Annotated in this window: 12 protein-coding genes; 5 read left to right on the top strand and 7 right to left on the bottom strand. The window is 56.9% G+C overall.

The window, feature by feature from the left end; genetic code table 11:
* The first annotated feature begins 584 nt into the window (after positions 1 to 584).
* Complete coding sequence (locus GXB81_RS02635; RefSeq protein ID WP_205988295.1) at positions 585 to 2,138, top strand: hypothetical protein; 1,554 nt, start codon at positions 585 to 587, stop codon at positions 2,136 to 2,138.
* 161 nt (positions 2,139 to 2,299) lie between these two features.
* On the opposite strand, the gene GXB81_RS02630 is transcribed toward GXB81_RS02635, so the two are convergent.
* The 3 genes from GXB81_RS02630 to GXB81_RS02620 are packed head-to-tail and all read right to left on the bottom strand — an operon-like array spanning position 2,300 to position 7,266.
* Positions 2,300 to 4,795 (bottom strand): Hsp70 family protein, encoded by a 2,496-nt coding sequence (locus tag GXB81_RS02630; protein ID WP_205988294.1) that lies wholly within the window; start codon positions 4,793 to 4,795, stop codon positions 2,300 to 2,302.
* Positions 4,792 to 5,148, bottom strand: a complete 357-nt coding sequence (locus GXB81_RS02625; RefSeq protein ID WP_205988293.1) for a hypothetical protein — start codon at positions 5,146 to 5,148, stop codon at positions 4,792 to 4,794. Before GXB81_RS02625 ends, GXB81_RS02630 begins: the two co-directional genes overlap by 4 nt.
* 3 nt (positions 5,149 to 5,151) lie before the next feature.
* Positions 5,152 to 7,266, bottom strand: a complete 2,115-nt coding sequence (locus GXB81_RS02620) for a tetratricopeptide repeat protein (RefSeq protein WP_205988292.1) — start codon at positions 7,264 to 7,266, stop codon at positions 5,152 to 5,154.
* A 627-nt stretch (positions 7,267 to 7,893) separates the two neighbouring features.
* Between GXB81_RS02620 and GXB81_RS02615 the strand changes: the two genes are divergently transcribed.
* From GXB81_RS02615 to GXB81_RS02605, 3 genes are all read left to right on the top strand, one after another.
* Positions 7,894 to 9,372, top strand: a complete 1,479-nt coding sequence (locus tag GXB81_RS02615; RefSeq protein WP_205988291.1) for a J domain-containing protein — start codon at positions 7,894 to 7,896, stop codon at positions 9,370 to 9,372.
* Complete coding sequence (locus tag GXB81_RS02610) at positions 9,369 to 9,674, top strand: hypothetical protein (RefSeq protein WP_205988290.1); 306 nt, start codon at positions 9,369 to 9,371, stop codon at positions 9,672 to 9,674. The genes GXB81_RS02615 and GXB81_RS02610 overlap by 4 nt, the downstream gene beginning before the upstream one ends.
* 440 nt (positions 9,675 to 10,114) lie before the next feature.
* Positions 10,115 to 11,746, top strand: a complete 1,632-nt coding sequence (locus GXB81_RS02605; RefSeq protein WP_205988289.1) for a hypothetical protein — start codon at positions 10,115 to 10,117, stop codon at positions 11,744 to 11,746.
* A 30-nt stretch (positions 11,747 to 11,776) separates the two neighbouring features.
* Here the strand turns inward: GXB81_RS02605 and GXB81_RS02600 are convergent, their stop codons facing one another.
* From GXB81_RS02600 to GXB81_RS02585, 4 genes are all read right to left on the bottom strand, one after another.
* Positions 11,777 to 14,101, bottom strand: coding sequence for an AAA family ATPase (locus GXB81_RS02600; RefSeq protein WP_205988288.1), 2,325 nt, complete (start codon positions 14,099 to 14,101; stop codon positions 11,777 to 11,779).
* 32 nt (positions 14,102 to 14,133) lie between these two features.
* A complete protein-coding gene (locus tag GXB81_RS02595; protein WP_205988287.1) occupies positions 14,134 to 15,333 on the bottom strand; it encodes a DUF4236 domain-containing protein in 1,200 nt (399 codons plus the stop codon).
* Between the two features lie 111 nt (positions 15,334 to 15,444).
* A complete protein-coding gene (locus GXB81_RS02590; RefSeq protein ID WP_205988286.1) occupies positions 15,445 to 21,375 on the bottom strand; it encodes a DUF3320 domain-containing protein in 5,931 nt (1,976 codons plus the stop codon).
* Positions 21,376 to 21,812: 437 nt separating this feature from the next.
* A complete protein-coding gene (locus GXB81_RS02585; protein WP_205988299.1) occupies positions 21,813 to 21,983 on the bottom strand; it encodes a type I restriction-modification system subunit M N-terminal domain-containing protein in 171 nt (56 codons plus the stop codon).
* An 844-nt stretch (positions 21,984 to 22,827) separates the two neighbouring features.
* On the opposite strand from GXB81_RS02585, the gene GXB81_RS02580 reads away from it, so the two are divergent.
* Positions 22,828 to 25,527 (top strand): DDE-type integrase/transposase/recombinase, encoded by a 2,700-nt coding sequence (locus GXB81_RS02580; RefSeq protein ID WP_205988285.1) that lies wholly within the window; start codon positions 22,828 to 22,830, stop codon positions 25,525 to 25,527.
* Positions 25,528 to 25,530 lie beyond the last annotated feature (3 nt).

Here is a 25,530-nt window from a genome sequence, read left to right as displayed (position 1 = left end):
TCAGCGAATTCCATATGGGCCAGCAGGTCGACCGGCCTGCATCAACGGGCCGGACATAAGCGTGCTGCCTTTACCTGTAGACCAGAAATGCAAACCAGCTTGCAATCCGGGAGGCGTCCACATAAGGTTCTTAGCTGGAGCGGCCCCCTGAAACACCGGACACAGCCTCCCACTTAAACTAGCGGGTACGCCCCATCGCGTTGCATTTGAGGGCAGCCACGGATTGTCTCCCGCACAGCCGAGCCCGACGATTCATACGGAACTTTCCTGACGAACTCCTCCCATCACCACCGCCGGTCACTTATCGCCCAACAAAATCCGTGCCCGCGTGTACACGTTCCATGTGCTCCACGTTTACCAGAGCGTGACCATTATGTCAGATTGCGGCGAATAATCGCTCACGGCGTTCGTATTTTGCGAATTTTTCGCCAAAACCCTCAAGTTTCTGAGTTGGTGGGTCGTTAAGCTTATCGCAAGCTCCGCTCTCCCGGTTCGACTGCATTACGCACACCACGAGCCAGGCGAGAGCGTCCAGAGCGACCAACGACACGTCCTTTTGGGCACCAATCTGAAAATAATCCGCTATGCAGACGCTATCGACTCATCACGCGTACCCTGATTTCCAAGGTAATGAGGCATTTCTTGCTTACTCACAAATCCGGTCCGTGTACCTAAACGGAGCCGAAGGGATTAGGCAGAGCGTTGAGCGTCAGATAGGACAATTCGACGACATCGACAATTTTTCCGAGAACGTCCTCGAAACCCTGTACGACAGGCTGTCTCCGGTTTTGGATACCTGCATATATCGTCTGGGCACGGAGCACGCCGTCTTCGAGTATTCGAAGGAGGAAGTGTTCGAACATCTGGTCAGTTCGTCCACCTGGGCGGAAGAGAGCTACGACGCGCTTTTCGGTGCCTACCTCGAAAGACGTGCTGCCGTTGCGGGTGACCGGCAGTATCGCGACGAGCGCAAGGACGGACGGTCGCGGTGGAGCGGTGGTGGCTTTGGCCTGAGTGGAGCCCTCAGTGGAGCTGCGAAGGCTGGGGCGCTCAATATGGCATCAGGACTGCTTCATAGCGCGTTCAATGCCGCAGCCAACGCCTTGCAGGAGAGCGAATTCGAGGAATTTAAGCAAAACTACGTTCGGTCTGACCACTATCGTCGTGGTGTCGTAGCCCTTGTCTTTGAACTCGCCGCTGATGTCCATCTCGTTGAGATTGCACTTGCCGCCCAAGCCAATGGCGTGCACATCGAGGTTTTCGAGAATCGAGAGAAGCGAGACAAGTCTGAAAAGATGATTGCCAACATCGAGAAGATTGGTCTCGATGGTGCCGCGCTCCAGAATGCTTTGGTGAAAGCTATTGAGTTCTATCCCTACAATCCACGCCCGTACGATGTGTGGCTCCAGAAGTTCGGTGACCCCGATGGCGCGTTGCAGCGAATCTGTGATTCATTTTCCCTCGTCAACCTGAAGCTTCAGAAGCAGCAGATTTTGCGCAACGAGTGCTCATCTGGTGCTATCGATTCAACAGAGAAATTGGCGGCACAAAGCGAGTTTCTTGGGTTGGCAGGGGACTCATCCCTGACCGAGATTAACGCGCTGCTTGAACACAAGCTTAGGTCGTCAAATGTTTCGCCAGCAGCAGTTCCCGCCTCATTGCCTCAGTCGCCGGAAATGCCGTCGCCCCAAGTGGCGACGTCGGAAGAAGCAGGCACTGTGGGCTACGCGTTCCGCGCAGAGGATGCGGCTAAAAGCTTCGCCTCGGACCCGGACAAGAAGTTCTATGTTTTCCCCCAGATTCCGACGAAGAAAATCGAGAAATTCGTAGCGAAGTACCGTCATCAGCTGCGAAGCGAGGAGGTCATCTTCTATTTCGACGATACACTGTTTGGAAGCGGAGATGCCGGTGTTGCAGTGTCGCGTAGAGGCGTACATGTCAGCCTGCAGTTCGGCGAGATTTACGATGTACCGTGGGTCCAAATCAAGTCGGCGGACATCAGTGGGCTTATGAATAAGAAAATCACCCTCAACTGCATTGCGCCCAACAAGGACGTATCGTTTGTCCTCACGCAGAGCAACAAAGGTAGCGAGGAAATGTGCAAGGCAATACAGCGCGTTCTCTCCATGAGTCGCTAGGAGGCCGCGGAGCAGCCGGATATTCCGAGAGCAGAGGTGGGGGGCGAGCTAACAGTGGCGGACGTTGAGAGGTAATTGACATCACAGCCGAAAGAACGACGGCCACTTCATTGAGGTGGCCGTCGTTTTTCTCAATCCTCGCAGCGATAATGGGGGAGGGATTAAACCAAGCCGGTGAACATACGTCCCTCTTCGGCCTGCACCTCGGCGGGCAGCAAGTCCCAGAGTCTGCCCACAATCTGCCTCAGGTTGTCCCAGTCTTCACGTTCAATTGCTCGCTTGCCACTTTCCGCGAGTTGCGTCGCCTGAATCTGGTCGTTCATCGAGTGCCGCTTGTCGTTCAGATGGCTGAACAGCCCCTTGAGAAAGTCCGGGGTGCGCATCAGTATGGAATATTGGATGCTCAGTAAGTGCGCCGTCTCGGCCTGAATCTTCTCGACGTTGCTCGAGTTGATAAAGCCCGGTTCGCGACCGACGATTTCCTTGAATCGACTGCGCTCGCGGTCGTTGCCCGACTCACTGACCAGTTGCCCGCATTCCGATTTCGCATCCTGGTACTCTTTGCGGGCAAGCTCAATGCGCTTGCCAGACGTCAACTCGTGGAGTTCCTGGGCCAGCTTGCGTTTTCTGTCGTCCAGTTGGAATTTGCTGTCAGTGACGTCGTCGTCCGTCAGTGCAGCGACCTGTCCCATGAGGCTCTGCACGCCAGCGAGTACTTTCCCGAGTTGTGCTGCGGCGTCGCGCTGCCCGTTGACACTGGCATCCTCGATTTCCGCCTGAATCTTCGTTTCAAGCATCAGCGTTTCCGCGGCGAGGACGGAAGTCTGGACGTTACGATTCTGGGACTTGAATATCTGCGAGAACTCCTGGTCCGTGGCCGTCAGGTAGGCGTGGACGGTTATGTCTCGCGACTCTGACATCGATATTTTCAGGTCCACCTCCGTACCCTTGTGCAGGTCGCGCGTGAGTTCCTTGCCCGTAATGACGAGAGTCCCCAGCGCCTTGTTGGTGGAGGAATGGCGCTCGGAAGGACCCTCGACCACGATGATGCGCAGGCCATCGTCCGAACCCTTCACCACCGTGCGAGCAACTTCTTTCGTGAGCCTGGTCTGGGCCGGCAGCACTACGTTCTTGCTAAAGAGCGTCTCGAGGCGCGTGTCCTTTGCAACCAGGTCGTCGATGACGAGACAGAGGTCGTCGGGTAACATCTGACCGGCAATGCTGTAGCGCCCTTGGGCTATCTGGATAGCCTCCACGTCAGTGGGTACAGCGGCGCCTTGGCTATCAAACACCTTGAACGCGAAGATGTTGTAAGCCCCTTCCCGAAGGGGCAGGTCCTCCAGAATGCGCGTGCCCAAGGCCTTCAAGCCACTGTCGAACGCCCCATCGTCGGAAACGATGCGATAGTGCATACCGTCCGTATCGCCTTCGACCCTTGCCATGAACGATTCCTCCCGTTCCTGCGACGTCTTGTTGTACGCCGTCCGGATTCGCAGCGAGGAGGCCAACGAGCCGGGCTGTTTCGCCTGCATCACCTCTTTTTGCTTCGTGCCTGCAAAATAGGCCGCGCCCACGGCAATGGCGTTAGTCGGGTCGATGCTGGTGTTGACACCGATGCCCAGCACCTCCTCAACACGCTTACGCACGTACGGGATGTAGGTTGACCCGCCCACCATCAGGACGAACTTCAGGTCGGACGGCTGCAACGAATTACGTGTGAGGATTCTTCGCACCATCTCGATGGTGCTGTCGACGAGGTCTTTGATAATGGCCTCGAAATCACTGCGCGTGACCGTAATCAGGGTGTCGATAGCGTTGCCATCGTCGTCCTCGACGTTGATGGCACCAAGGTCGATTTCCGCGGACGTTTTGGCAGACAGTTCGACTTTCGCATCCTCAGCAAGGTTGAGCAGAACGTACCAGAGCTGGTTGTAGCGGCCGCTCTGACTCTTCATTTCCGCGAGCAGGTTATCGAACTTGCCGCGACGGTTGAGTTCCGGAACAACAATTTTCTCGACCAACAAGGCATCAAAATCGGTCCCGCCGAGATAGTTGTCGCCCTCGTGGTCCATGACGGTCAGCTCACCCTCGATGATGCGTACGAGCGCCGCATCAAAGGTTCCGCCGCCAAGGTCATAGACGAGCCACTGGCTATTCCTGAGGTCAACATTCTTCTCTTTGTTCGCATAAGCGAGACTCGCCGCGATGGGCTCCTGCAACAGCACGACGTTCTTGAAGCCTGCCAGCAGCCCGGCTTCTCGGGTGGCGTTGCTCTGCAGCGTATCGAAGGAGGCAGGGATGGTGACGACGGCCGAATCCAGTTCTTCGCCCGTATGAACGAAGGTCTTCAGCTCCTTCAGTACGTAGGCTGAGAGCTCGACCGGAGTCTTGGATGCATTGAGCGCCTTGATTGGGAGACTTTCCGTGGTGCCCATCTTGCGCTTGAATCGGCTCGCGACGCTTTTAGCGTCGCGCTGGACGTAGGTCTTGGCTTGCTCACCGACGAGAATGCGGTTATTGCGGAATCCGACGACCGACGGCAGCGTTTCCTTAAAGCCGCTGGGGTTCTTGAAGACTTCGACCTGTCCTTTGTCGAACTTCGCGATGAGGGAATTGCACGTTCCCAGGTCGATACCGAAATTGATGGCGTTGCTCATTGCGATTCCCCTTGACGCTGCGCCGTCACGACCACAATGCCTTTCTGGACCACACGCGAGTATTCCCGGGTGCCGAAGCGAATGACCGGCTTGACGACCTCCGTCACCACCAGATTCTCGGCGGCATCGCCTGAGATGCTGGCCTCAAGGTCGGTGCGGGTCTCGCTGAACGGCTGTCCCATCGGGTCTTCGTAAAAGAGATTCTGGTCCGCGTAAGAGTCCTTGATACGCTCGACGTTACGCTGGATGTTGGCCGGGTCTCCGTGCAATGCCAGCTTTCGCTCGATTTCATAGAGGTGGTTCAACGTATTCAGAATGGATTTCGGTACGTCGACAGGGGCTGGGGTACTCATGGCTTAGTCTTCTTTATGTTCGGCAAGGAGATGGAGGAGGATGGCGTTGTCCGTCGAGTGGAGTGGCATGATTGCTGCTGTCCTGCGGTTGGTGACATCGCTCAGCACGAGGTCGCCATTTACAAATCGGGAAGCCAGATTTTTCCAGCTGCAGAAAACGCGCTTGTTGGTGAGCCAGCTTTTGACCGGGTAGTGGACCCCGGCCGTGACGACTTCGACGCCGCCAACCCACGTCGCGGCGCCGACTTGAAGCCGCCTCTTGAAATTTGCGACGATGTCATCCATCAGGTACTGGATGGTCGCGTTTACCAGCGAATTCCAGTATTGCTGCTGCCTTTCGTCGTGCTTCGCCGTCCAAGTGACATCGATACTGTGCGCAGACGTATCGATGAAGCTCATGTGGTAGTTCGCCATACGTGGGCTAGTGTTGCTGGTAAAGACAAGGCCCCAGCGCACCCCAACCATGTCGCCGACTGCCATCTGCTCCTTGTCGCGTGTGACACCGGCCCGGGTAATATGAAAAGGCTTGCCGCCAACAGTCAGGTAGACCTCGTTCTTTTTCGCTTGGGTGAGTTGTTCGTTGAGCGCTTTTTCGTCTTCGCCCAGTTGATGGGTGAGTGCGGCCGACTTCGCGGCCGATACCGTGCCCAGTTTGAGGACAGCGACGGCCGCTTCGGTGTCGCCTGCCTTGTTATGCAGGCTGACCGACAGGTCCCTAAGCAGACCGTAGTACGCCGCATGCTCCTCGTGAAGCTCTGCCGGAAGCCACGCCATGATGCGGCCGAGGCTTCCTTTCGCCAGCACCTGTTGAACCTCGCCCAGACCGACGGTACGCTGACTGGACTCTTCGGCCAGTTTGACCAACGGCTCCTGCAGACGGCTTACAGCACGACGCGCGCTCTCGAAGCAGCGCTCCTCCTGCTCGGGCAGCACCCAGCGGCGGCCGTCCGCGAGACATTCGATTACCTCCAGGTCGCCCTGCTCAATGGCTTTGGCCAGCACACCGTCGTATTGGCGTGCAAAGCTCGGACCGATGACCTCAAGCACGGCGGACTCGATTTCATATGCCAGCGTCAACTGAGCCGATGGGTCCTCCGGGGCAAGGAAATGCTCCAGATTTCCCCGCATGAGGAAGTTGCACAGGAGCGGGTTGTAAAAAACGGTTTCGTGCGCATCCCACTGCGTCTCGTTGTTGAGCGGCTCCAAGCGGGAGAGCGCGGTAGACTTGTCAAGCGTGAGTCCGGGCATCCAGTCGAGTTTGCCGTCCTCCAGTTCGATTTCGCGCAGGAGCGCTTGTCGGGCTTTCTGAAGCTCCCTCGGGTTGTCCCGAAGCTCGGACGGGTCGTCCACGTTCAGCAGGGCAAACGGGTTGATATAGTGCTGGTACCAGTCTTCCTGCCTGAGCACAGATTCCGGTCTGACCGCAATGGCCCTGCGCAGTGAAATCAGACTGGGTGTCAGGTTCCTAATGTGCGCTTCGATTTTCGTATCGGAGGCGTCCAATCGCGCAGCCGTGCGGTACACGTCGATGGCGTCCACGCGCCTTCCCAGCTTTTCATACGCGAGCCCCAGGTTGTAGTAGGCGCCCGAGGTGGCATACTGCCTCGTGAAAGCCTCATACCCTCGCGCGGCCTCACGATGCTCACATTGCTCTGCCAGTAGGTAAGGCAGTCTGAACTGGTTTTCGCGGGTCAGCGAGCCTGTTTGCTGGAGCGCACGCAGCACCTCCACCCGTCGCCGGTCGTCCCCCCGACCTTCCCGCTCTCCAAGTGCCGTTTCCAGCAGCTTCAGGCTGCGTTCATGCTCTGGGTCCACCTTGAGCGCCGCTTCATAGCAGGCGATGGCCTTATCGATGCGAGCGAGTTTCTTTTGTGCAACGCCCATCTCGCACCAGCCGGCGGCAAATCGTGGCGCAAGCGTCGTCACCTTTTCGAATGCGCGGAGGGCGGCTGTTAGCTGGTTCTGCTGCTCAAGCGTCAACGCCAGTTGCCACCAGGCATTCGCGTTTTCAGGGTCAATGTCTGTGGCTTTTCTGGCCGCAAGAACAGCCTCGTCCAGCCGCCCCTGTTTGCGAAGCTCCTGCGCCTTCTGGTTGTACTCGTCTATTTCGGTGCCCATCGCATCACGGCGTGAGGTTTCCCTCTGCGCCTTCCCCGGTACTACGTTATTGGTCTGTGGCCGCACGCGCCGCAAGTATTGGCATCAGTCGCGCGAATCGCGGAATATGACAGGGGCAACGAGGAGCGGATGCCACTCGCATGGTTTATCCGGAGTGCGGCGCAGGGCCGACATAACACTCCACTGCGCACGCGACACGCGAATACCCACAAGTTCACGGTTGCTGTCTTTCATCGCCATCCCTGATTGGCAGTCGATATAGTAAGCTTATCTCCGCTTGGAGTTCAAGGAGGGTAGGCGGGAAAACGACCGGCAACGTAGGTGTATTTCATGACGAACTGGTGAAAACGATTGCGTAAATGCGTTTTACTTTGACGTCGGCTTTAGGTCTTGGAGTGCTATCGTTTTTTATCTAATGCAGTGTGCTTTGGTCTATTGACTTGACCTGCGCTCTCGAAAAGCCGAACTCGAGAGCCGCTCCCCGGATTCATCATTGATTTACGCCAGAAATGGCGTCAGAACCACGCTTAACGAAATCCAATCGAATATTGCGGTTCCCTGTAAACTGTCGCCACACGAAAGAGCAGCCATCAAGCTGCAAAGACCAGATTCGGCTCGGGGATTGGCATGGCGGTGAACTACTACAGAGTGCTGGGGGTGCGCGATGGCGCATCCGCGGCTGAAATCAGGCAGGCGTATCGGGAAGCTGCGCTGACGTTTCATTCCGCAAACGCAGCCAACAGCTCGTCCGATGCCTACGGACAATTCAGTGAGCTCGCGCAGGCCTACTCCGCGTTATCCGGCAGTTCAACCCATGGTGCCTCTGGCAGCAGAAGGGTCGCCCCAGACGCTATCTTTGCCGATAGTATGACCGAATGGGCCGAGGAACTGCGTGAACAGGGGTACTCGGATTCCCGAATTAAAGACTTCCTGCTTCTGCATGGGTGTCCAGAGTCCGTTGCTGAAGCCTCGAGCGTCGCGCGTCCGGCGTACAGCACGCCTCAGATGGGAAGCCCAATTCAGGCGGATACTCCGTCTACCCTCCCTTCTGAGCCGCTTGTTGAGCCGGACCAACCGCCGGCTGGCCGTTCACCAAGCCAGCCGTCTGGGAACAGCGATGGCAACTTTGTCGCAGCGCTTACAAGCGTAGCAATTATTGCCGCGGTGGTGCTTGCGATTTTTCTGGTTAGTCAAAAATCGTCCACTCCTCAGGACGCCACGGCAGTTGTCTCTGCATCGACGCCTACAGCGGACCTGCCGCCAGCGGCTTCTACTCCTGTTGAGGCGACTACGCTCGGCCCGTATGCCTTCCTTTCGAGCATTCCGGAGATGCAGTCTCCAGACACCACCCAAGGAACCGCACTACGTGCGGCTGGCTCCTTCCGCCTGCCAACAGGCGAAGCCTTGCCTTCCTCCGACAACGGATACTTTGCGACAAAGGTCGCATTGCGCATAGTCCTTTCCTCGAAAAAGGTGCTCTATCTGCTGCAGTCAGCGCCCGTTTCCATGAACCAGATGGCCTATGAGTGCCACGCCTGCCCGGTTGTCGTCTCGTCCCTCATGACTAATGTGGACAAGTCGGGCGTCGAAACGGCAGCCCAACCGGTTCAGGACCTTGGCACCATGGGTGGGTTCGGCAAATACAACTTTTCTACGGTTGCATTGGTCGAATTGGGTAGAAAACGCGCAGGGCTGGTCTTCGAGGATGGCTGGATGGGCATGGGCGAAGTCGTGCGCGGGGTCTCCATTTACAGCATTGAACCAAAAAGTGGTCTGCGAAAGATGGGGCAGTTTCAGACGGCCTACGACAACACCAACTCGGGCACATGTCAGAGCCAGAAGGAACTGTGTGAGTCGTACAGTATCGCGGTGCGCTTCACCCGTGACAGCAAGAGCGCGTGGTATCCGCTGGTGCTGAGCGTGACCGGGACGCACAAAAATAACCAGGGTGTGGTGGTGCCCGTTGACGGAACTGTGGTCGCGCATTTCAACGGGAAAGAGTACGTGGCAGACAAGCCGCAAGGCACGGCTGGGTCGTCGCCCGAGGCAGCCGAATCGACCGATGCGGCATCTTCGGCTGCAGACACCCAGGGAGCGCAGCAATGAAGACAATCGCGCGGTTTGTTGGTCTGTTAACGATGCTCAGTCTGTGGTCGAGCCACTCGTTGGCGCAAGTTACCGAGCCACCTTCGCCTGCACCAGAGAAGCCGCGATGTGAGTCGTACTGGCTTGGCGCCGTCGCGGCTGACGCAAGCTATGCCTTCCTGTCGGACTATACGCGTGTCACGCCGGTGACTCAAGGAGACAGGGACACCCTGATTTTATGGCAACGCGGCCAGCGGCTCGTGCGCTGTGGCACTCGGTTGAGCAACAAGACCACGGGCCAGAGTATCGCTATCTCGGAGTGAGCATCGGTGCTGGTGACAGATGGGCTAGTTGCAGCGGGAGCCAGAACCTGAGATTTTGGGAAGTATCCACTGAGACATTTATCAGTGGATGTGCCCCGATAGCTCACATTGACGGCGCCTAATTGACGTCACAACCGAGAGAACGATGGCTACCTCATTGAAGTGGCCCTCGCTTTTTTTAGTCTCCGCAACAGAAGGGTGCGCGACTTCTGCTGCTTTCGCTGGCCAGAGACTCTCGCCTCTGCTCGAGCCCAATGTTCTGAACGCGCTTCCGCCTGCGACAGCATCTCCCAGCTCACGCACAGCGGCTTCGTTGGTCGCGAGTGCACGTAGTCGGGGTAACCCGGGTTGCCGCTCGAGTAAATGCACTTTTTGCAGATACTGCCTAGCTAAGATGCAACGATATGGCGTAAAGCTTCACCGAGAACGAGGAGACGAGTTTGCCGGACCCAGATGATGCAGTTGAATCAATGAGTATGCCTGCAGCGAGCGCGGATGGCACCGACGCCCCTATGCAGCCCAAGATAAGCGAGGTAGCTTTTAAGGGCATGTTTGATATTTCAGATGCCAACGGCGTGAATGACTCAGAGCGACTGCTCATGCGGCTTTGCCGACGCTCGTTTCTCAGTCTGTGGTCGTTCGCGAACCTGCATACAGACCAAGACATGCGCGACGGCCGCGGTAGCGCGAAAGAATTCGCGGACGTTCTGGTCGTATTTGGCAACGACGTCGTCATCTTCTCTGATAAGCACGTGGTGTTTCAACGCGACAAGCCGCTTGAGGTCGCATGGAAACGCTGGTACAAACGAGCCGTTGAAGAATCAGCCAAACAGTTGCATGGTGCAATGAACTGGGCGAAGCGGTTTCCGGACAGGGTCTTTCTAGATAGCGCTTGCGAGCGGCGATTGCCAGTTCTCATCCCCCGAGCAGAAGACGCACGCTATCACCTTGTGGCAGTCACCCGAGGCAGCTTCGAAGCGTGTGCAGAACATTTCCCCGGAAGTCTGGGAACTCTGCAAATCAGAACGGACGTTACCGGCGCAGCACACGGTGACAACCCGTTCACCGTCGGATTAGTTTCGCCTGGCAAAGCATTTGTGCATGTCCTCGACGAGTTCTCTCTCGAATTCGTCCTTCGCGAAATGGATACCGTGTCGGATTTCATTTCGTATCTCGGTGCTCGGGAAGCCTTTCTTGCGGAACCAGATAAAACCATATGCGCGGCGGGCGAGGAACAGCTCTTGGCGGCATATCTGACCAACGGCGATGAGTTGAGTAGAAGTTTCTTGCCGCGCGATGCTCAGCAAGAGGCCTACGATGTCGTTATGTTCGACGAGAGCTACTTTGAAGGTTTGCTCGCAAAACCAGAATATAAAGCGAAGAAGCGGCTGGACGAGCCAAGCTACGCTTGGGACCATATGGTGGAGAATTTCATCCACCTTGGCGACGCCGAGTTAGTCGCACCAGACTACGAACAGGACAACAGTGAAACAGAGAAGGCACTTCGACTGATTGCAGGCGAATCGCGATTTCGGCGGCGTATTCTTATCGATGCGTTGCGTGGCCTTCTGAAGACCGCGACTCGGAAAAAAGGCGTGGCCGCGAGACTTTTCACGACTGAGCAGGACCCGACGCTGGTCTACGTTTTTATAACTGTGCCAAAGGAGCCAGCAGAAACGTATGAAGAGTACCGGAGGCATCGAATTGCCGTATTGCATGCATATTGCAAATGCGCGAAACTGCGGTTTCCCGACGGTTCGATTTTCATCGGTATAGCGCTCGACCATCCAAATAAAGATTACCGTGGCGCGTCAGAAGACCTTTTTGTCTACGCCTGTGAGCACCTCGATGAGGCGGCGCAGGAAGAGGCCGAGCGTTATCGACGTGAGCTTGGGATTCTGTCGGGCGACGGAGAGCTGAAGCGGATGAAGACGGCCGAGTATCCGGCCTTCGTCACAAGAGTCGACACCCGAGTCGACGCAGAAAAACGTCGACGGGAGCGAGAGGAAAAGACCAAACGAAACAGAGCCAAAGCGGCGAAGGCGTCGAAACGCAGGAATCGGAGACGATAGTGACGCTCGCGCGAACACACTCGGCGTCACTCACGTGCACATGGCCTTCATTCGCTCGAAATGACGTTTGTCGGCCCATTCCAACATATCCAAGACGTCGCGCAAAACGGACGGTGCCTCCGAAAGCAACGACTCGCTCTCGTGGTCTCCAGTGACACCGGGGGCATGAGAGTAAGTATCCAGGAAACGCGAAATTCGTGTCGTCTTCGGCCCGTCGTATTTGAGTTCCTCCAGGCGTTGGAACATAGATTCGCGGCCTGGAATCTTGAATGCGAGAAATGATTCCACCAATCGCCTTGCGAGATTCGGCAATTCGTAATAATCCTGCATCGGCACGTTGTCCGGAAGGGAACTTGCATCGAACACTCGCCGGAAAAGGTAGTGATATTCCGATTCATAATTCTTCAGCAGCGGGTCCATCTCGTAAATCGAAGAGCTACGTACCCCATCTTTAGTAGTAGCGCGTAGCATGAAAAATTTTGGGGAGTCCTTTTTGGGTATATGCTGGAACCAATTCTTGACGAGCCGGAGAAACGTGAAGTTGTGCGTCAGCACAAAGAGCTGACCTGCGCCGACAAGCTTCCGCTTCATAAACCCGAAGGCGCTATATATTGCATTGGAATCGAGGCTTGAGATTGGGTCGTCTATTACGACGATACCATTGGCGAGGTCAAAGGACCGGTCGTCAAGTGACTTCAGGAAATAGAGGAATGCGATAGCTGTACGCTCCCCTTCGCTCAGGTGCATAGCCGCGCTGCCGTGCCGCACGATGCGGTAGCCAGTTTCCTCGACGGAGACTTGAATTTCGTCGTGCCCAAGGTATGTCACAAGGTCACGATTGAGCTCCTCTGCCGGCAACCGATGTTCCAGGATGTCTGATTCCAACCGTCGAGCTTCTTCATCTGCCTTTCTCTTCTCGCCGCTGGCCTCAGTGGTTTTCGACTTCGCTTGCTCCACGTCTGACTGCTTTTGCTGCCAGTCAGCAAGAACCCTACCGAGTTCGTTTGCGAGCAGTCGTTCTCGGGCCTTGATAACCTCGTCGGCAAACGAGCTTGTCTTCTCGTTGTGCTTCTCGACAATGCCTTTCAGCGTCTGAAGGGCGGACTTTCCGACGAATTCACTGACAGATGCGGGAACGCTTGTGGCAAGTATCTCGAAGAATCGCCGCATAATTGACCTGGTCGCTTCTGGCACTCCATCGCCGCCGAGAATCATATCCTGAAGGTCAAGCGCCTCGAAAACGCGCTCTTGCTTAATGCGAAGTGCCGAGGCAAGGGCGGTGAGCGTCGTTTCAACGTTACGCAGATTTAAATCCAGTTGGCCTAACGCTCGCGCATACTCTTCCTGAAGCTCTGGGTACAACTCCATCGCTTTGGGCATTCCCGACATTGACATCGATTGGGTGGTACCCTCAACCCGTACCGTCAGTGTCTTCAGTGACTCAGTGAAGCGACGGAACTCATCGTTGAAGTGAGCTTCAAGCTGGCGCAAACGGCTTGGAGCCAGCGGTTGTTCGCAAAATTGGCAGATGGCTGAGTCGCCATCATGCGTATGGAGCGCCAAGCCTGTCCGAATCCAAGTCGCCAATGATGGATTCGACGCAAGGCCGTCGATGACCTGCGAGGCGACGGTCTGTTGAAGTGCCGTCTGCACGTTCGCGTAGAGATTTGTGACATCCGGAAAGCTAATGTCAGGGACTCGCAAGTGAGGCAACGGCTTGGCCTCCTTGCGTTCGACGTCCCTCGCGTATTCCGCATCCGAAAGGCGCGATTTGGGCTCTAGGTCATATGCACCAATGTCTCGGCGAAAATCAGCTGCGTTGTAGTTGTTGAACTTGCCGCCCGGTGCCACAAGGAGATTCTTAATCGTTCGGGCTGTGGCCGCAGCAAATTCTTCGAGAGACTTAGACGCTCGCCGTTCTTGCTCGCCGGCCTCCTGTACATGTTTGGCAAGCTCCGGAAATTTGGCCTTCAGCGCGTCGAGTTGCCCCTGCTTTTCCGCGCTGTCTTCCCCGAACACGTAAACAGGCGCCAACTGGGAACTGGCCCCCCCAGAACTTTCGAAGACGCTGCTGGCGACGGTCGCGTGGTTGAACACGCGAACCTGAGGCAGTGCATTGGAGGTGGACAATGTACTTCCGGAAACCCGATTTCCCCCGATGATGAAGTCTATTTGCCCATCTCGTACATCTGAATGGGCCTGAAGCGCCTTGAACAAATTGGATAGCGTGGTTTTACCGCTTCCATTCCAACCGTACAGGAGGTTGTAGCGTCCGAAACCTTCCTGGTCACGAGGCCACGAAAAATCTTTGAATATTCTGTAGTCTCGAATCTTGTCAAACCGTTCAAGCCCCATTCATGTCTCCCCGTACGCCTCTTCGATGTCGTCTACAAGGCGGTGCTGCGTCGCCCAACGCGCCGTTCACGCGGCGCCTCAGATGCTTGTTTTCGCTCGGTATTCGCTCCGTATTGGCCGAGTTGAATCAATGAGCCGACGAAGGCCTCTGCAGCGCCGGCTCTTGAGAACTGGAAGCACTCCTGTATACCCTGTGCAGAAGACAGTTTTAGTTCCTCGTATTGGGCGATTGGAATCTGTCGGTTGTTATTGAAACGCCGGTCTGGGGTCCCGTTTTTATTGACGAAGCGCCAAGTGTGCCCGACAACCTGGGAGTCGGACGGAACACGCTCTTCTTCAATGAAACGAGTCAGTCGGGTGTCGATTTTGAGAGAACCGTAGGTACACACGGCCACATGTCTTCCACTAACGACGAAGACACGGTCTGGATAGAAGTAAAACAGATTGCGGCCAGCATTCAAGCAAGGGACGTCGATGTTGCATTTGACGTGTTTCACGCCGCCGGTGCCAAGCGCTGCGGTTTTGCGCTTCAATGTTCTCCCCGCTCCAGCATTGTAGCGACCGTCCAAAACTTGCCCGCTCGCCAGAATGCGCCATGAAGCGCGACAGTCCCTCAAGGCGGAGAAGGTACCTAAAACACGCTCATAAGTCTGCTCGGCGCTACTGTCGAAATCATAGAAGAGAACCGTACTGCGGCGCGCCTCGTCCCACATGTACAGCCAGTAGCTGCCGGCGGCCACCACAATCGACAGAACAGCCAATGTGCCTATCAAGATAGGGTTGGGATTCCCGTCTGCGGGCAGGGCATTGAGCCATAGGATACAGAGCAAGACCAACGGGCAATACCACACAGCGAACTTGCGGCGCTTGCCGTTGATTTCCTCGACTAGGTCAGCGGAGTCAGTGTCGGAGAGCTGCCGAACGTCTGCAGATTGAATAACCTCGAGCGGCGCGACGGTGGCACTACCGCTCGGGATGAATCGCTGCCCTTGTCGCGGCTCCGTCTCCTCAGAGGAGGCCGGCATCGGTGCTGGGACTTGAGTTTCTTGAGAGCGCATCGTCCCCATGGACTTGCGGTACGTGAACCCGCCACCCGACATCGAAATGTAGTTGCCGCGCGGGCCTGTCCCCACCCGAAATCCCGGTACTCCAACGGATACTCCAACGCCAGAACTCGAGAGATTAAATCGAAATGGTCCAGCCTTGATTGACTTCCTGAACGACAGCCCCACGATAATTCCCCGTAGACACTTTAGTTGATATGGGCTGGAGTATGGCGACAAGGTTTGCCCCAGCCGTCACCATGCGAATCGTCCAAATCCGTCTAGACGCTTACGGATGATTCATTTCCTCAAACGAACTAAACCGCCCTCGACAACGACCATCGTCTGAAGTTGTCCGTGGACGAGTGCTCGAGAAATGCGCGCACCGGCCTCAGCAGTTGTCCTGGCCACACCCAGCAACCGGCAAACTGCCTTCGACAGCCCATCCTGCGACGTGCTGCCTTGCTGCATCAGGATGTGTACGGCGGCGTTGCCCAGTTCTTCGAGGTTAATCTCGTCGATACTGCGGCGCGTTTCGGGGTCGCTTCCTGGCACCCGGATACCCTTCCAATCGCTCGGATTTGCATGCTCTGGCCAATAGAAAGTGACGCTATCATCCATCGTGCGGGCCACTTGCCGAGGCACCAATGCACTCAAATGAGCCTCGATGCGGCTACCGACCCTAGACAGCCCCCACGCCCGCGTGACGCGCTTGAATACCACTGCCTGCGATACTGGCCCTTCCGTTTGAATCACCCGAAGTAGTTGAGCAGCCAAGGTCGACATCGAACGGCTTTCATAGAAAAGGTCTGGATTGCCCTTATCCAGGTTGGCCAGTTCATATTCGGGAAGCTGCGCGACAGGAGCAACCGGCTCCACGACCGACTCGGCTTCGGCGTACAAGGTATGCGACTCTTCCTCGTGCGCAGCTTCTTCTGGTAGTTCAACCGCCGGTTCGTCCTCGGTGGGCACCGTCGCTACCAACTCTTCCAGGCGGGCCACAAGCTTTCGCATCGGCTCTTCCGGATTCAGCCACCAGTCCGTGGACCAGATTCGATACAGCTCCCAGCCAAGACCCTCAAGGACATGCTGGCGGAGTCGGTCTCGGTCACGAGCCGTCGCGCCCGAGTGGTACATGGCGCCGTCGCACTCAACGCCTAGCAGATAGCGGCCCGGCGCACGCGGGTCCACTACGCCAATATCAATCCGGTAACCCGACACGCCGACCTGCGGGTGAACTATCCAACCTTTCTCGCGAAGAGCGAAAATAACTTGCCGCTCGAACGGACTGTCAGGTTCTCTCCCAGTCGGCATGCTTTGTTCAACTAGGGCGCGCGGGCCCCGGATAGCGAATTCCAAATAGTTCTTCAGGTCTCGAACGCCGGCAGCCCTGACACGCGACAGGTCAATCTGCTCGGGCAACAGCGTACTGAAAATCACGATGCCGACACGGGCACGCGATACGGCTACGTTGAGGCGCCGATGGCCACCTTCCAGATTCAACGGCCCGAAGTTGAGACTGACCTTGCCCGACGTATCCGGACCATAGGTGATGGAGAAGAAAATGATGTCGCGCTCATCACCCTGAACGTTTTCCAGGTTCTTGATGAACAACGGTTCCTGTGCCGCCCGCGCAATAGCCTGGTCCAGCTGCTGGGATGCCCGACGCCGCTCATCCAGCATCCGTTCAATCAGGCTCTGTTGCGCTTGATTGAAGGTCACCACGCCAAGCGTTAGTTGCCGCTTCGTCGGGTCGAGGTAATGCTGTTCAATCGCCTTGACGATGGCATCGGCTTCCGCGCGGTTGGTCCTCGAGCCGCCACGGTCGTAGACACCGTGGACGCGTTCGAAGCGCACACTCTGGTCGTTTGTGACTGGCGACGGGAAGGTGACCAGCTCATTGTCGTAGTACGTGAAATTGCTGAACGTAATCAGCCCTTCATGCTTGCTTCGGAAGTGCCAGGTCAACCGCAGTTCAGGCAGGCCGATACTAAGGCACTCGTCCAGGATGCTCTCCAGGTCCTGGACGTCGTCGCTGTCCACGCCATCGTCAGAGTCATCTGAGCGGGAGAAGAAACTGGTTGGCGGCAGTTGCTTCGGGTCGCCGACGCAGACGAGCTGCTTGCCGCGCGCAATGGCACCGACGGCATCCCACACCGGAATCTGGGAAGCCTCGTCGAAGATGACCACGTCGAACTGGGCGTGCGACGCGTCCAGATACTGGGCGACCGACAAAGGCGACATCAGCAGGCATGGCTTCAGCCGGGTCATCAGGCTCGGCAGGTTTTGCACCAGCTGCCGAATCGGCATGTGCTTGCGCTGCTTCTGCAGTTCGCGTCGCAATTTCCCCAGCTCAGAATCTGCGCCGGGCGCAACCTCGACGCCCGCCGGAATCTGTCCCGCCAGTTTGGCCGCAATATATTGCTGGGTCAGCTTCTGGAAACGCTCGTCGGCCTCCTTGAACTCGGCAATCTTGCGGTCATGCTCGGCACTCGCGAAACTACAGAGTACGGGCTCCCGGTCAATCGCTTTCCGCAGCCACCAGCTCTGGTAGCTGTATTCGAAGAACACCGCCACGCTGGACAACGGTGCCTCACCAGCCTCCAGCGCATCCACAATTCCCTGCAATCCGCTGCTAATTGCATTGGCGCGGGATTTCCGCCACAGGCACCACGGCTGCAATTGTCGCGAGGCCGATTGCCATCCCTGAAGCAGGCTCGACAGTCGAGGAGTTATACCGGCTACGGTCGGGTCCAATCCGAGCTCGGCCTGGCACTGTCCAAGCTCAACAACATGGCGGAGTTGGGCCGTGAACTCTCGATAGCAATCTCGGTACGACAGCAAACTTGCGCCAAGAGGCATGTCTGCCTTCAGCATGCTCCGGTTGTCGGAAACAAACGGCTGCAGCTTCGTGCGAAGCGTTTGGGCCAGTTCGATGTCATTGCCGGCAATAGCCGTTACCGCGTCGGCAAAGGATGTTGCCCACCGCTCGGCCGACTCAACGGCGGCCCAGTCCGTCTTCGACGCTGCGAACGTTTCATGCAGCAGCTGTGTCGCATCGTGCGACATGGCCTCGATGGCTTTGTCTTCGGCGTTGACGGCTGTCAGTGCCGTGATGACAGCCGGCACATCTCCACCTTGAGGGCGACGCTGGTCTTGGCGATACAGGCGCAGTTTTCCGGTAACCCCACGCTGGGCAAACAGGCTCTTCGGCCACCAGGCATTGGTCGCCGCTGCCCATTGCAGCTTCAGTTCGGATGCGTTCAGGGCGGCGACGTCGTCCACGTAGTGTTTGCTCAGCTGCTCCCACGCCTGATTGCGCGCCAGGCCGTGCTGCCGCAAATTGGCCAGTCGGTTGCGAGCGGACTCGTCATGCGCCGACCGGGCAACATCGACCGGCACAGCCGGTGCGGCGGAAAGCACATCGGCGAGTACATCGAACTTGCCCAGTCCATTCAGGGAGAACGAAATCTTTGGCAGACCCAGCTGACCAAGCAGGTTTGACGCGGCCTCGTCCAGCTTTCTGATTCGGGCTTCGAGCACCGAAGTCGTATCGAGAAACTCCTGCTGCCAGGACGGCATCCACTCAGTTTTGTGAACAACGGCCAGAGGGTGGTTCTGCAGGCCGGTCAACTGACTGGCCAATGCTCCCATTTGGCGGCAGGTCTCTCGCAGTGTCTCGAGTTGGGTACGGTCATGTACATCCGCATCCGCCCACGGCATCGCGCCCGGTCGCAATTCCGCATACTGCAGGTTGGTGCCGATGGCGTCGTAAATGGTCAGGTCATTGGGATGGATGCGATGCAGCGCACGCGCGACCCCATTGAGGTCTGCACGAAGCGCCAGAAGCCGTTCTGACTCCCGCTCCCAGTCCTTCACCGTGCGTGTGCCGGCCGCATCAAGCGCGACACCGAGCTGTTTCAGAACATCAGCTTTCTTTGCTTTCGACGAATGCAGCTCAAGACAAAACGGCCCCAGACCGAGGCTGCTGAGCCGGCGATGCACCACCTCTAGCGCGGCCATCTTCTCCGAGACAAACAGCACGGTCTTCCCGGTAGCCAGCAGGTGCGCAATCAGGTTCGAGATGGTCTGACTCTTGCCCGTACCCGGCGGACCTTCAATGACAAGATTCTTGCCTTCGGCGGCAACGCAAACGGCACGCAACTGCGACGAGTCCGACAGCAATGGGGTGAACAGGTCCTGAGGCCGGAATTTCTCATCCAGGGTGCCAGGTTCGAAGCCCGTTGCGCTGTCAGCAAATGCCTTGCCGGGGTTGTTAATCAGATGGGCGACAACGCTATTTTCCTGGAGCTGCTTCTGGCGGTCCTGGAGGTCCTTCCACATCAGGTATTTCGTGAACGCGAAGATACCCAGATGGACCTGTTCCTTGACCTCCCATCCCTTCAACTCGGCTACATGCAGGCGGAAGGTTTGTAGAATCCCGCTGACGTCGATGCCATGGTCATCGGCAGGCAAGACGTCAAACGATGGCAACTTCAGGCTGAAGTCCTGCTGCAGCTTTTGCAGCAACGTCGGATTCACGAGCGCGTCGTCGTCGTGACGTGCCAGGCGGAAACCACTTCGGACAGACTGGCGGGTCAACGTGACGGGGATTAGCAGAATCGGAGCCAGGTGACTGGATTCGGCATCCTTGGTCTCCTGCCATTCGAGCATTCCGAAAGCCAGAAACAGCGTATTGGCACCACCTTCCTCCATGCCTGTGCTGGCCGTCCGGAATATCTCGAGAAGCCGACCTTCCAGCGCCTCTTCCTCGACATCCGTGACGATTTCATTCCGGCCGAGTGCGTCAGTTGCGAGGTCATCCATTGCTGCCGAGCCGTTCCGGCCGGCGTACACATTGGCGTCGCGACCGTCCGAACCGGACATCAGCTTCGGCTTCGCACGAACGCGGAATTCTTTTCCGTCCGCAAGCCGGTCTTCCAGAGCACCCGGGTCAGGGCAGATAACACGTAGCGAAGATTTCGTCGGCTTGAAATTAAGAAGCTTGTTGCGGAGCGTCAGGTCGAGCAGCTTGCTCTTCCATTTCGCCAAGCGGCCTTCCGGAGTTTCCGGCGTAACATCATCGCGTAAGGGTATGACGACGGGGTCCAGTCGCGGCAACGGCGGTACGTCCTCGATGACGGGTGTTTCGGCCTTGGCAATCGGAACTTTCTGGTCATCGACCTGCGATGAACGGGATGGGAGCGGGCGAATCTGAACTTCGCGTGCGCGCCGGACATCGACGGCATATGCGAACTCGGTTTCGTCATTCAGGTGTTCCTCACCACGAGTGCAGGCCCAGCGGAGGGACGGTTTCTGTCCGCCTGCTACTCCGGTGGTTTCGAAGACCATGAACTCGCCGGATTTCACTCGCTTACGAACCGCCTGAACATCGTCCACCAATGCGGTCGGGAAACTGGTGTCTATTAGCCAGACACCGACCCAGGCGTGACCTTCCTTGAAGAGCACGACGGGATGCAGACCTGCCTGCTCCAGACAGGAGGCAAACAGCATGGCGAGGTCGAGACACGTCGCAAGCTTGCTATCTAGGATGCGTTCCGGCGTCCGGATTTTCTGGCCGTCATTTCCGAACGACGCTGGCGGGTTGGAGTACTGGATGTCTTCGGCAACTATCGTGCTGTAGATAGCCGACACCTGTTTCCAGACCTTCTCCCGATTTTTGGACTGGTATCCGTCCATGGACAGGTCGGCCGACGTCTGGCGCAACAATCCGGAAGCCCGTGCGATGAGTTTGTCTACGACCCGCGAGTTCGGCATGCAAAACGCGGCGAGCAGTTCGGGTAACGACCGCGTACCGGCCCACTGGTCGTAGGCGAGCACATCAATGTTGTGCGTTGCCGTGACGAGTTCCGTTTCCTGGACGCGCAGCGTCGCTGTAATGACGGCTCGCTCAGACTCGTCGAGCTGGCTGAAATACTGATGGTCTGGGCGTAGGTCGACTGGTGCGAGGCGGCGGCTCTCGCCGGGTGCCAATGCCTCGAAGCGGAAGCGGACGCTCTCGGCAAAAGCTGGCACACATTTGACGAGTAGCTCGACATCAGAGAGCGTCGTCCCACCATCATTTACGACAAGAATTTCACGGACGACCGGGACGTTGTTCTGAATTGCCGCATACCCAATGGTCAGGTCTGCAATTACCTGAACGCTCGGTAGCTTCATGTCGGTGTCGGTCGTCAAATCCTCAGCGTCATCAGCCTGTCCCTGCGTCATCACCCCGTTCCTCATTATTCATACGTATATTCAACCGGGTCGCCATTGCCTTGGACGGCGTCATCCAGGTTGAGCCACGATATTGATTGCGCGATTTCCTCGCATTCGCTCGTAAGGATTTTATTCTCTCTTCACACATGCCGGTTGTGTGAACATCGCTTTTTTATCCTCTCGGTTTAGCCTGAATGGCTCGTATTACGGATTACTATTCACGAGAGCTTGCCGAATCCATGCGTATTGCATATATGCGACGCAATTTTCCTAACCAGGCTCAACCACAAGAACTGCGTATCGTCATCCCGGTGAAACATGGGTGGTGAGGTTGAGCTCATCCCTACCTAAGCGGATGTTGCCTTGGTCGCCGAGCAGCGTCACCAAGCCCAGCAGCGAGGTGTTAATACCGCCAGCCCCGTAATCCGTCGCCGGAACGGATTTTACTAATGGACGCGAGTTTGCTCAGGACCTTCGGCTTGGTGGCCTCGAACACAGTCGAGGCGACGAAGGATGGTGAACAGCAAGATGACCTTGCCATATTCCGACTGCTCATGGTCGCGGCGCAGCAGGTCGACAACCAACCAGACAAAGGATGACAGCGCCTGATGATTCATCGGTATTCGTATGGGCAGCAGGTATTCGTATATCGCTCATTGCTCAAAACGCAAATGAGTCGTGTCGGGTTTGATTTTACCTATGGTGCGGCGAAAAACGGCTCGGACTGCGTGGTGGCAGGCCAGCTCAAGGTAAATGTACCCTTGCACCGGTCATAAAACTTGAAAAATTTCCACGATTTACTACGGTAAACCCACGCTGGTGCAATACCGGCGCGTAGTTTTGAGAATGGACTTGCGACCGTAATGCTGCCCGCTCGCGCGGTTGTACCCCTATTTATGAGAGGGTACAACAGGAGGTCGCGATGCGACAGAACCTTTTCAGCACGGAAGTTCGACGGTCGAACTGGCACGGCGCGCTTGGACAGAGTCATCAGTCCCCTTTATTTTTCCCACTTTGCTTTGCCCGGTCACTCGTCTTGCGAGTCGGACTGGTATACGCACAGCTGTTTGGGCATCGCGAGAGTAGGTGTTTACCCTTTGTCTTCCCATGTGGGCCCAAATTTCCCCAGTTGCAAAATCTCCCTTGCGACTCCGGGAGATTCTCGAATTTTTCTCGCAATTTTAGGCGTATTCGTCGCTATTTTCGTGAATTTTACTGCTTGATTGGCAAAAGATGCTGCATTAGAGTGCGCTCCGATTCAGCTTTTTTCCGGCGATATTCATGCAGACACATCACGATTCTTTGCCTTCCGCGTCTCCTGCGGGTTCGCGAAGAGGTTGTTCTTCTGGAGGCGGCAAGCGCCGACCAGCAAAACCCCGAGCTCAAGCTCACGCCAACACGTCACGCCGTGGGGCGAGGCGTGTCGCAGCTGTCGAATCCGTAGCGCAGACCGGTGTGGGGATGCTCGACCGGAAACAGCTCACGGACCTGTTTGACCGACTCGGCACGCCTGAGGCCGGTCGACGACTCATTCAGGATAGCCGGGTCCAGGCACCGGTGCGCGAAGTGCAGTCGCGGGGCGGGAACGTTATTACGTTCATGGCCAGCCGAAAGATGGGCTGCGAAATCGCGACCGAAAGCCGGCATATCGAGTTTGCTGCTGCAATCGACCATGAGTTCGACCCGAAGGTGCTCGAGTTCTACGCGCAGCCGTGCAAATTGCAGTTGGAACTCATCAATGATTCGACCGGCGAGATTCGCAACATCACGCACTACCCGGATTTTTTGCTGATTTGCCGTGACGGTTTCGTGCTCGAGGAGTGGAAATCCGAAGCGAAACTTGCCGGTCTGGCGGAGAAATATCCGTACCGCTACGTCTGTGATGTCGACGGTAACTGGCGTTCGCCGCAAATTGAAAAGCAGCTGGCTGACCTGGGCATCCGCTATCGCATCAACACCGAACGTGGCGTTCCACGCCGCCGCGTCGAGAACTTTCTGGCGTTGGCGGACTATTTTCATCCGGCGGCCGAACCGTGCCCGGAAGATGTTCTTGCCCGATTGCAGGCTGCGTTGAACGAACATGGCGCGTTGTTCTTCTCGGAACTGCTGACGTCCCCGTACGATTTCGTAGCCGACCAGCTGAACTACGCCATCGCGCAAAAACAGGTCTCCACCGACCTGGATAACGAATCCCTGGCCGAGCCACGTCGTTTCCGGCTCTATCGCGATGACATGCTGCTCGAATTCATGCGTGCCGAAGTGGAAGCGGCACGCATGCCTGGCCTTGAGAGCTTTGCGTTTAACCCGGCCGCCGGCACTCGATTCGAGTACGAGGGGCGGGAGCTGGTTATAGTTATTGCTGGCGAGAAGTCGGTGGTCTGCAATGATGCGGACGGGCAGAGCATCGAGCTGAAGCTCAATTTTCTACTGAATGCTCATGAAAATGGGCGTATCCGGGTCGTCGAGATGGCCGGGCCCGAGGGCATCAATGCGGGGCAGTACAGCCGGGAGGAGCTGGCGGAGGCGCTTCGTCGGATGGTGCTACTCGAGACCGGCGACGACAGTCAGTGCCCGGCGCGTAGCCAGCGTCGCTGGGCTGCCATGCAGCGCGAAGCCGAGGCGAATGGCGGCCATCCGATTCTGGCATTGGTGCCTCGCACGAGCGCACGTGGCAATAGGCAATCACGGTTGACTGAGGGGCAGGCCGAGATGCTTGAGCGCACTTATCTTGAGGCTTGGGATACCTCGGAGGCGAAAAACTACAAGGTGTGCCACCAACATCTTGTAGTTATCTGCGGTGAGGCAGGTATCAAGGCGCCGTCGTATCCAACGCTGATTAAGTTTATCGACGCGCGTGCGACGCCGCACAACACCCGAAAACGCCATGGCAAGCGTCTGGCTTACCAGGAGAGCGGCTTTATCGATGTGCTGTATTTCGATACGCCGAAACATGGCAGCAGACCGCTGCAGTATGTGCATATCGACCACACCCTGGTGGACATCGAACTGGTGTCGGGGCGAACGAGGAAATCGCTTGGGAAAGCGTGGCTGACCTTGGCCGTCGATGCTTACAGCCGCCGTATCGTCGGCATCTATCTGACCTATGACCCACCGTCGTATCACTCGGTAATGATGGTGATACGTGACATCGTGCGCCGGTTTCATCGGTTGCCTGAGTTCATTGTCGTCGATAACGGTACAGATTTCAGGTCTCATGCCTTTGAAGCACTTCTGATGGCGATGGGAACCCACCTGCGTTTCCGTCCAGCCGGGCAACCGCGGCACGGCGCGATGCTCGAGCGAATGTTCGGTCGACTGAATCTGGACTATATCCATAACCTGTCTGGCAATACGAAGGACATGAAAAATGTCCGCTCGGTTTCCCGTTCGCATTTGCCGAAAAATCTTGCCGAGTGGACCATCGAAGACCTGTATTACGGCATCCAGTACTGGGCGACAGAGTACTACGACCAGAACATCCATCCGGCACTTGGAGAGTCGCCACGCGACGCATTCCAGCGTGGCCTTCGCGAGAGCGGTGCTCGTGCGCACATGCACATTCAGTACAACCGTGACTTCCTGATTATGACGTGCCCGCCCGTCGATAGAACGGGCACAAGAAAGGTCGACGCCCAGCGCGGCGTCAAGGTCAATGACTACCACTACTGGCACCCGGACTTTCGGCAGCCGCAGATTGCCGGACAACAATTTCCGGTGCGATATGACCCGTGGGATGCCGCTTCTGTCTATGTTCGAGTGAAGAACCAATGGCTGCATGCGACCTGCCGCAACCTGCATGGACTGGGGCAACTCACGGAGCTCGAGCGGCGGGCAATGACGGAGGAGTACCTCAATCGTACGGGTGCGTCCCTTAACGACGACAAAGCGGTTCAGCGGCTACGGGAATTCATGGCGACTTTCACCCCGGAGGGTGTGGTGGCGATTGCGCTTGAACGACAGGCCGAGGCCAAGTCGCTGTATGGAAGTCTTCTGGCAGGGAGCATTACTCCTGTTCCGCCGAAACCCAAATTTGGTCTGGCAGATGATGTGCAGGACCACACCGACGTGCAGCCGGATGCTGCTCAAACCTCTTCGCCTCAACAATCGTCAGCTGCGGATGCGGCTGCATGGGGCGACCTGACTGACCTTGACGAGTTTTAAGAA

This window comes from Paraburkholderia sp. Ac-20336 (genome assembly GCF_017105025.1).
GTDB lineage: Bacteria > Pseudomonadota > Gammaproteobacteria > Burkholderiales > Burkholderiaceae > Paraburkholderia.
The sequence above is the reverse complement of the archived record's forward strand: the minus strand, read 5'-3'. Positions and strand labels throughout refer to the sequence as shown.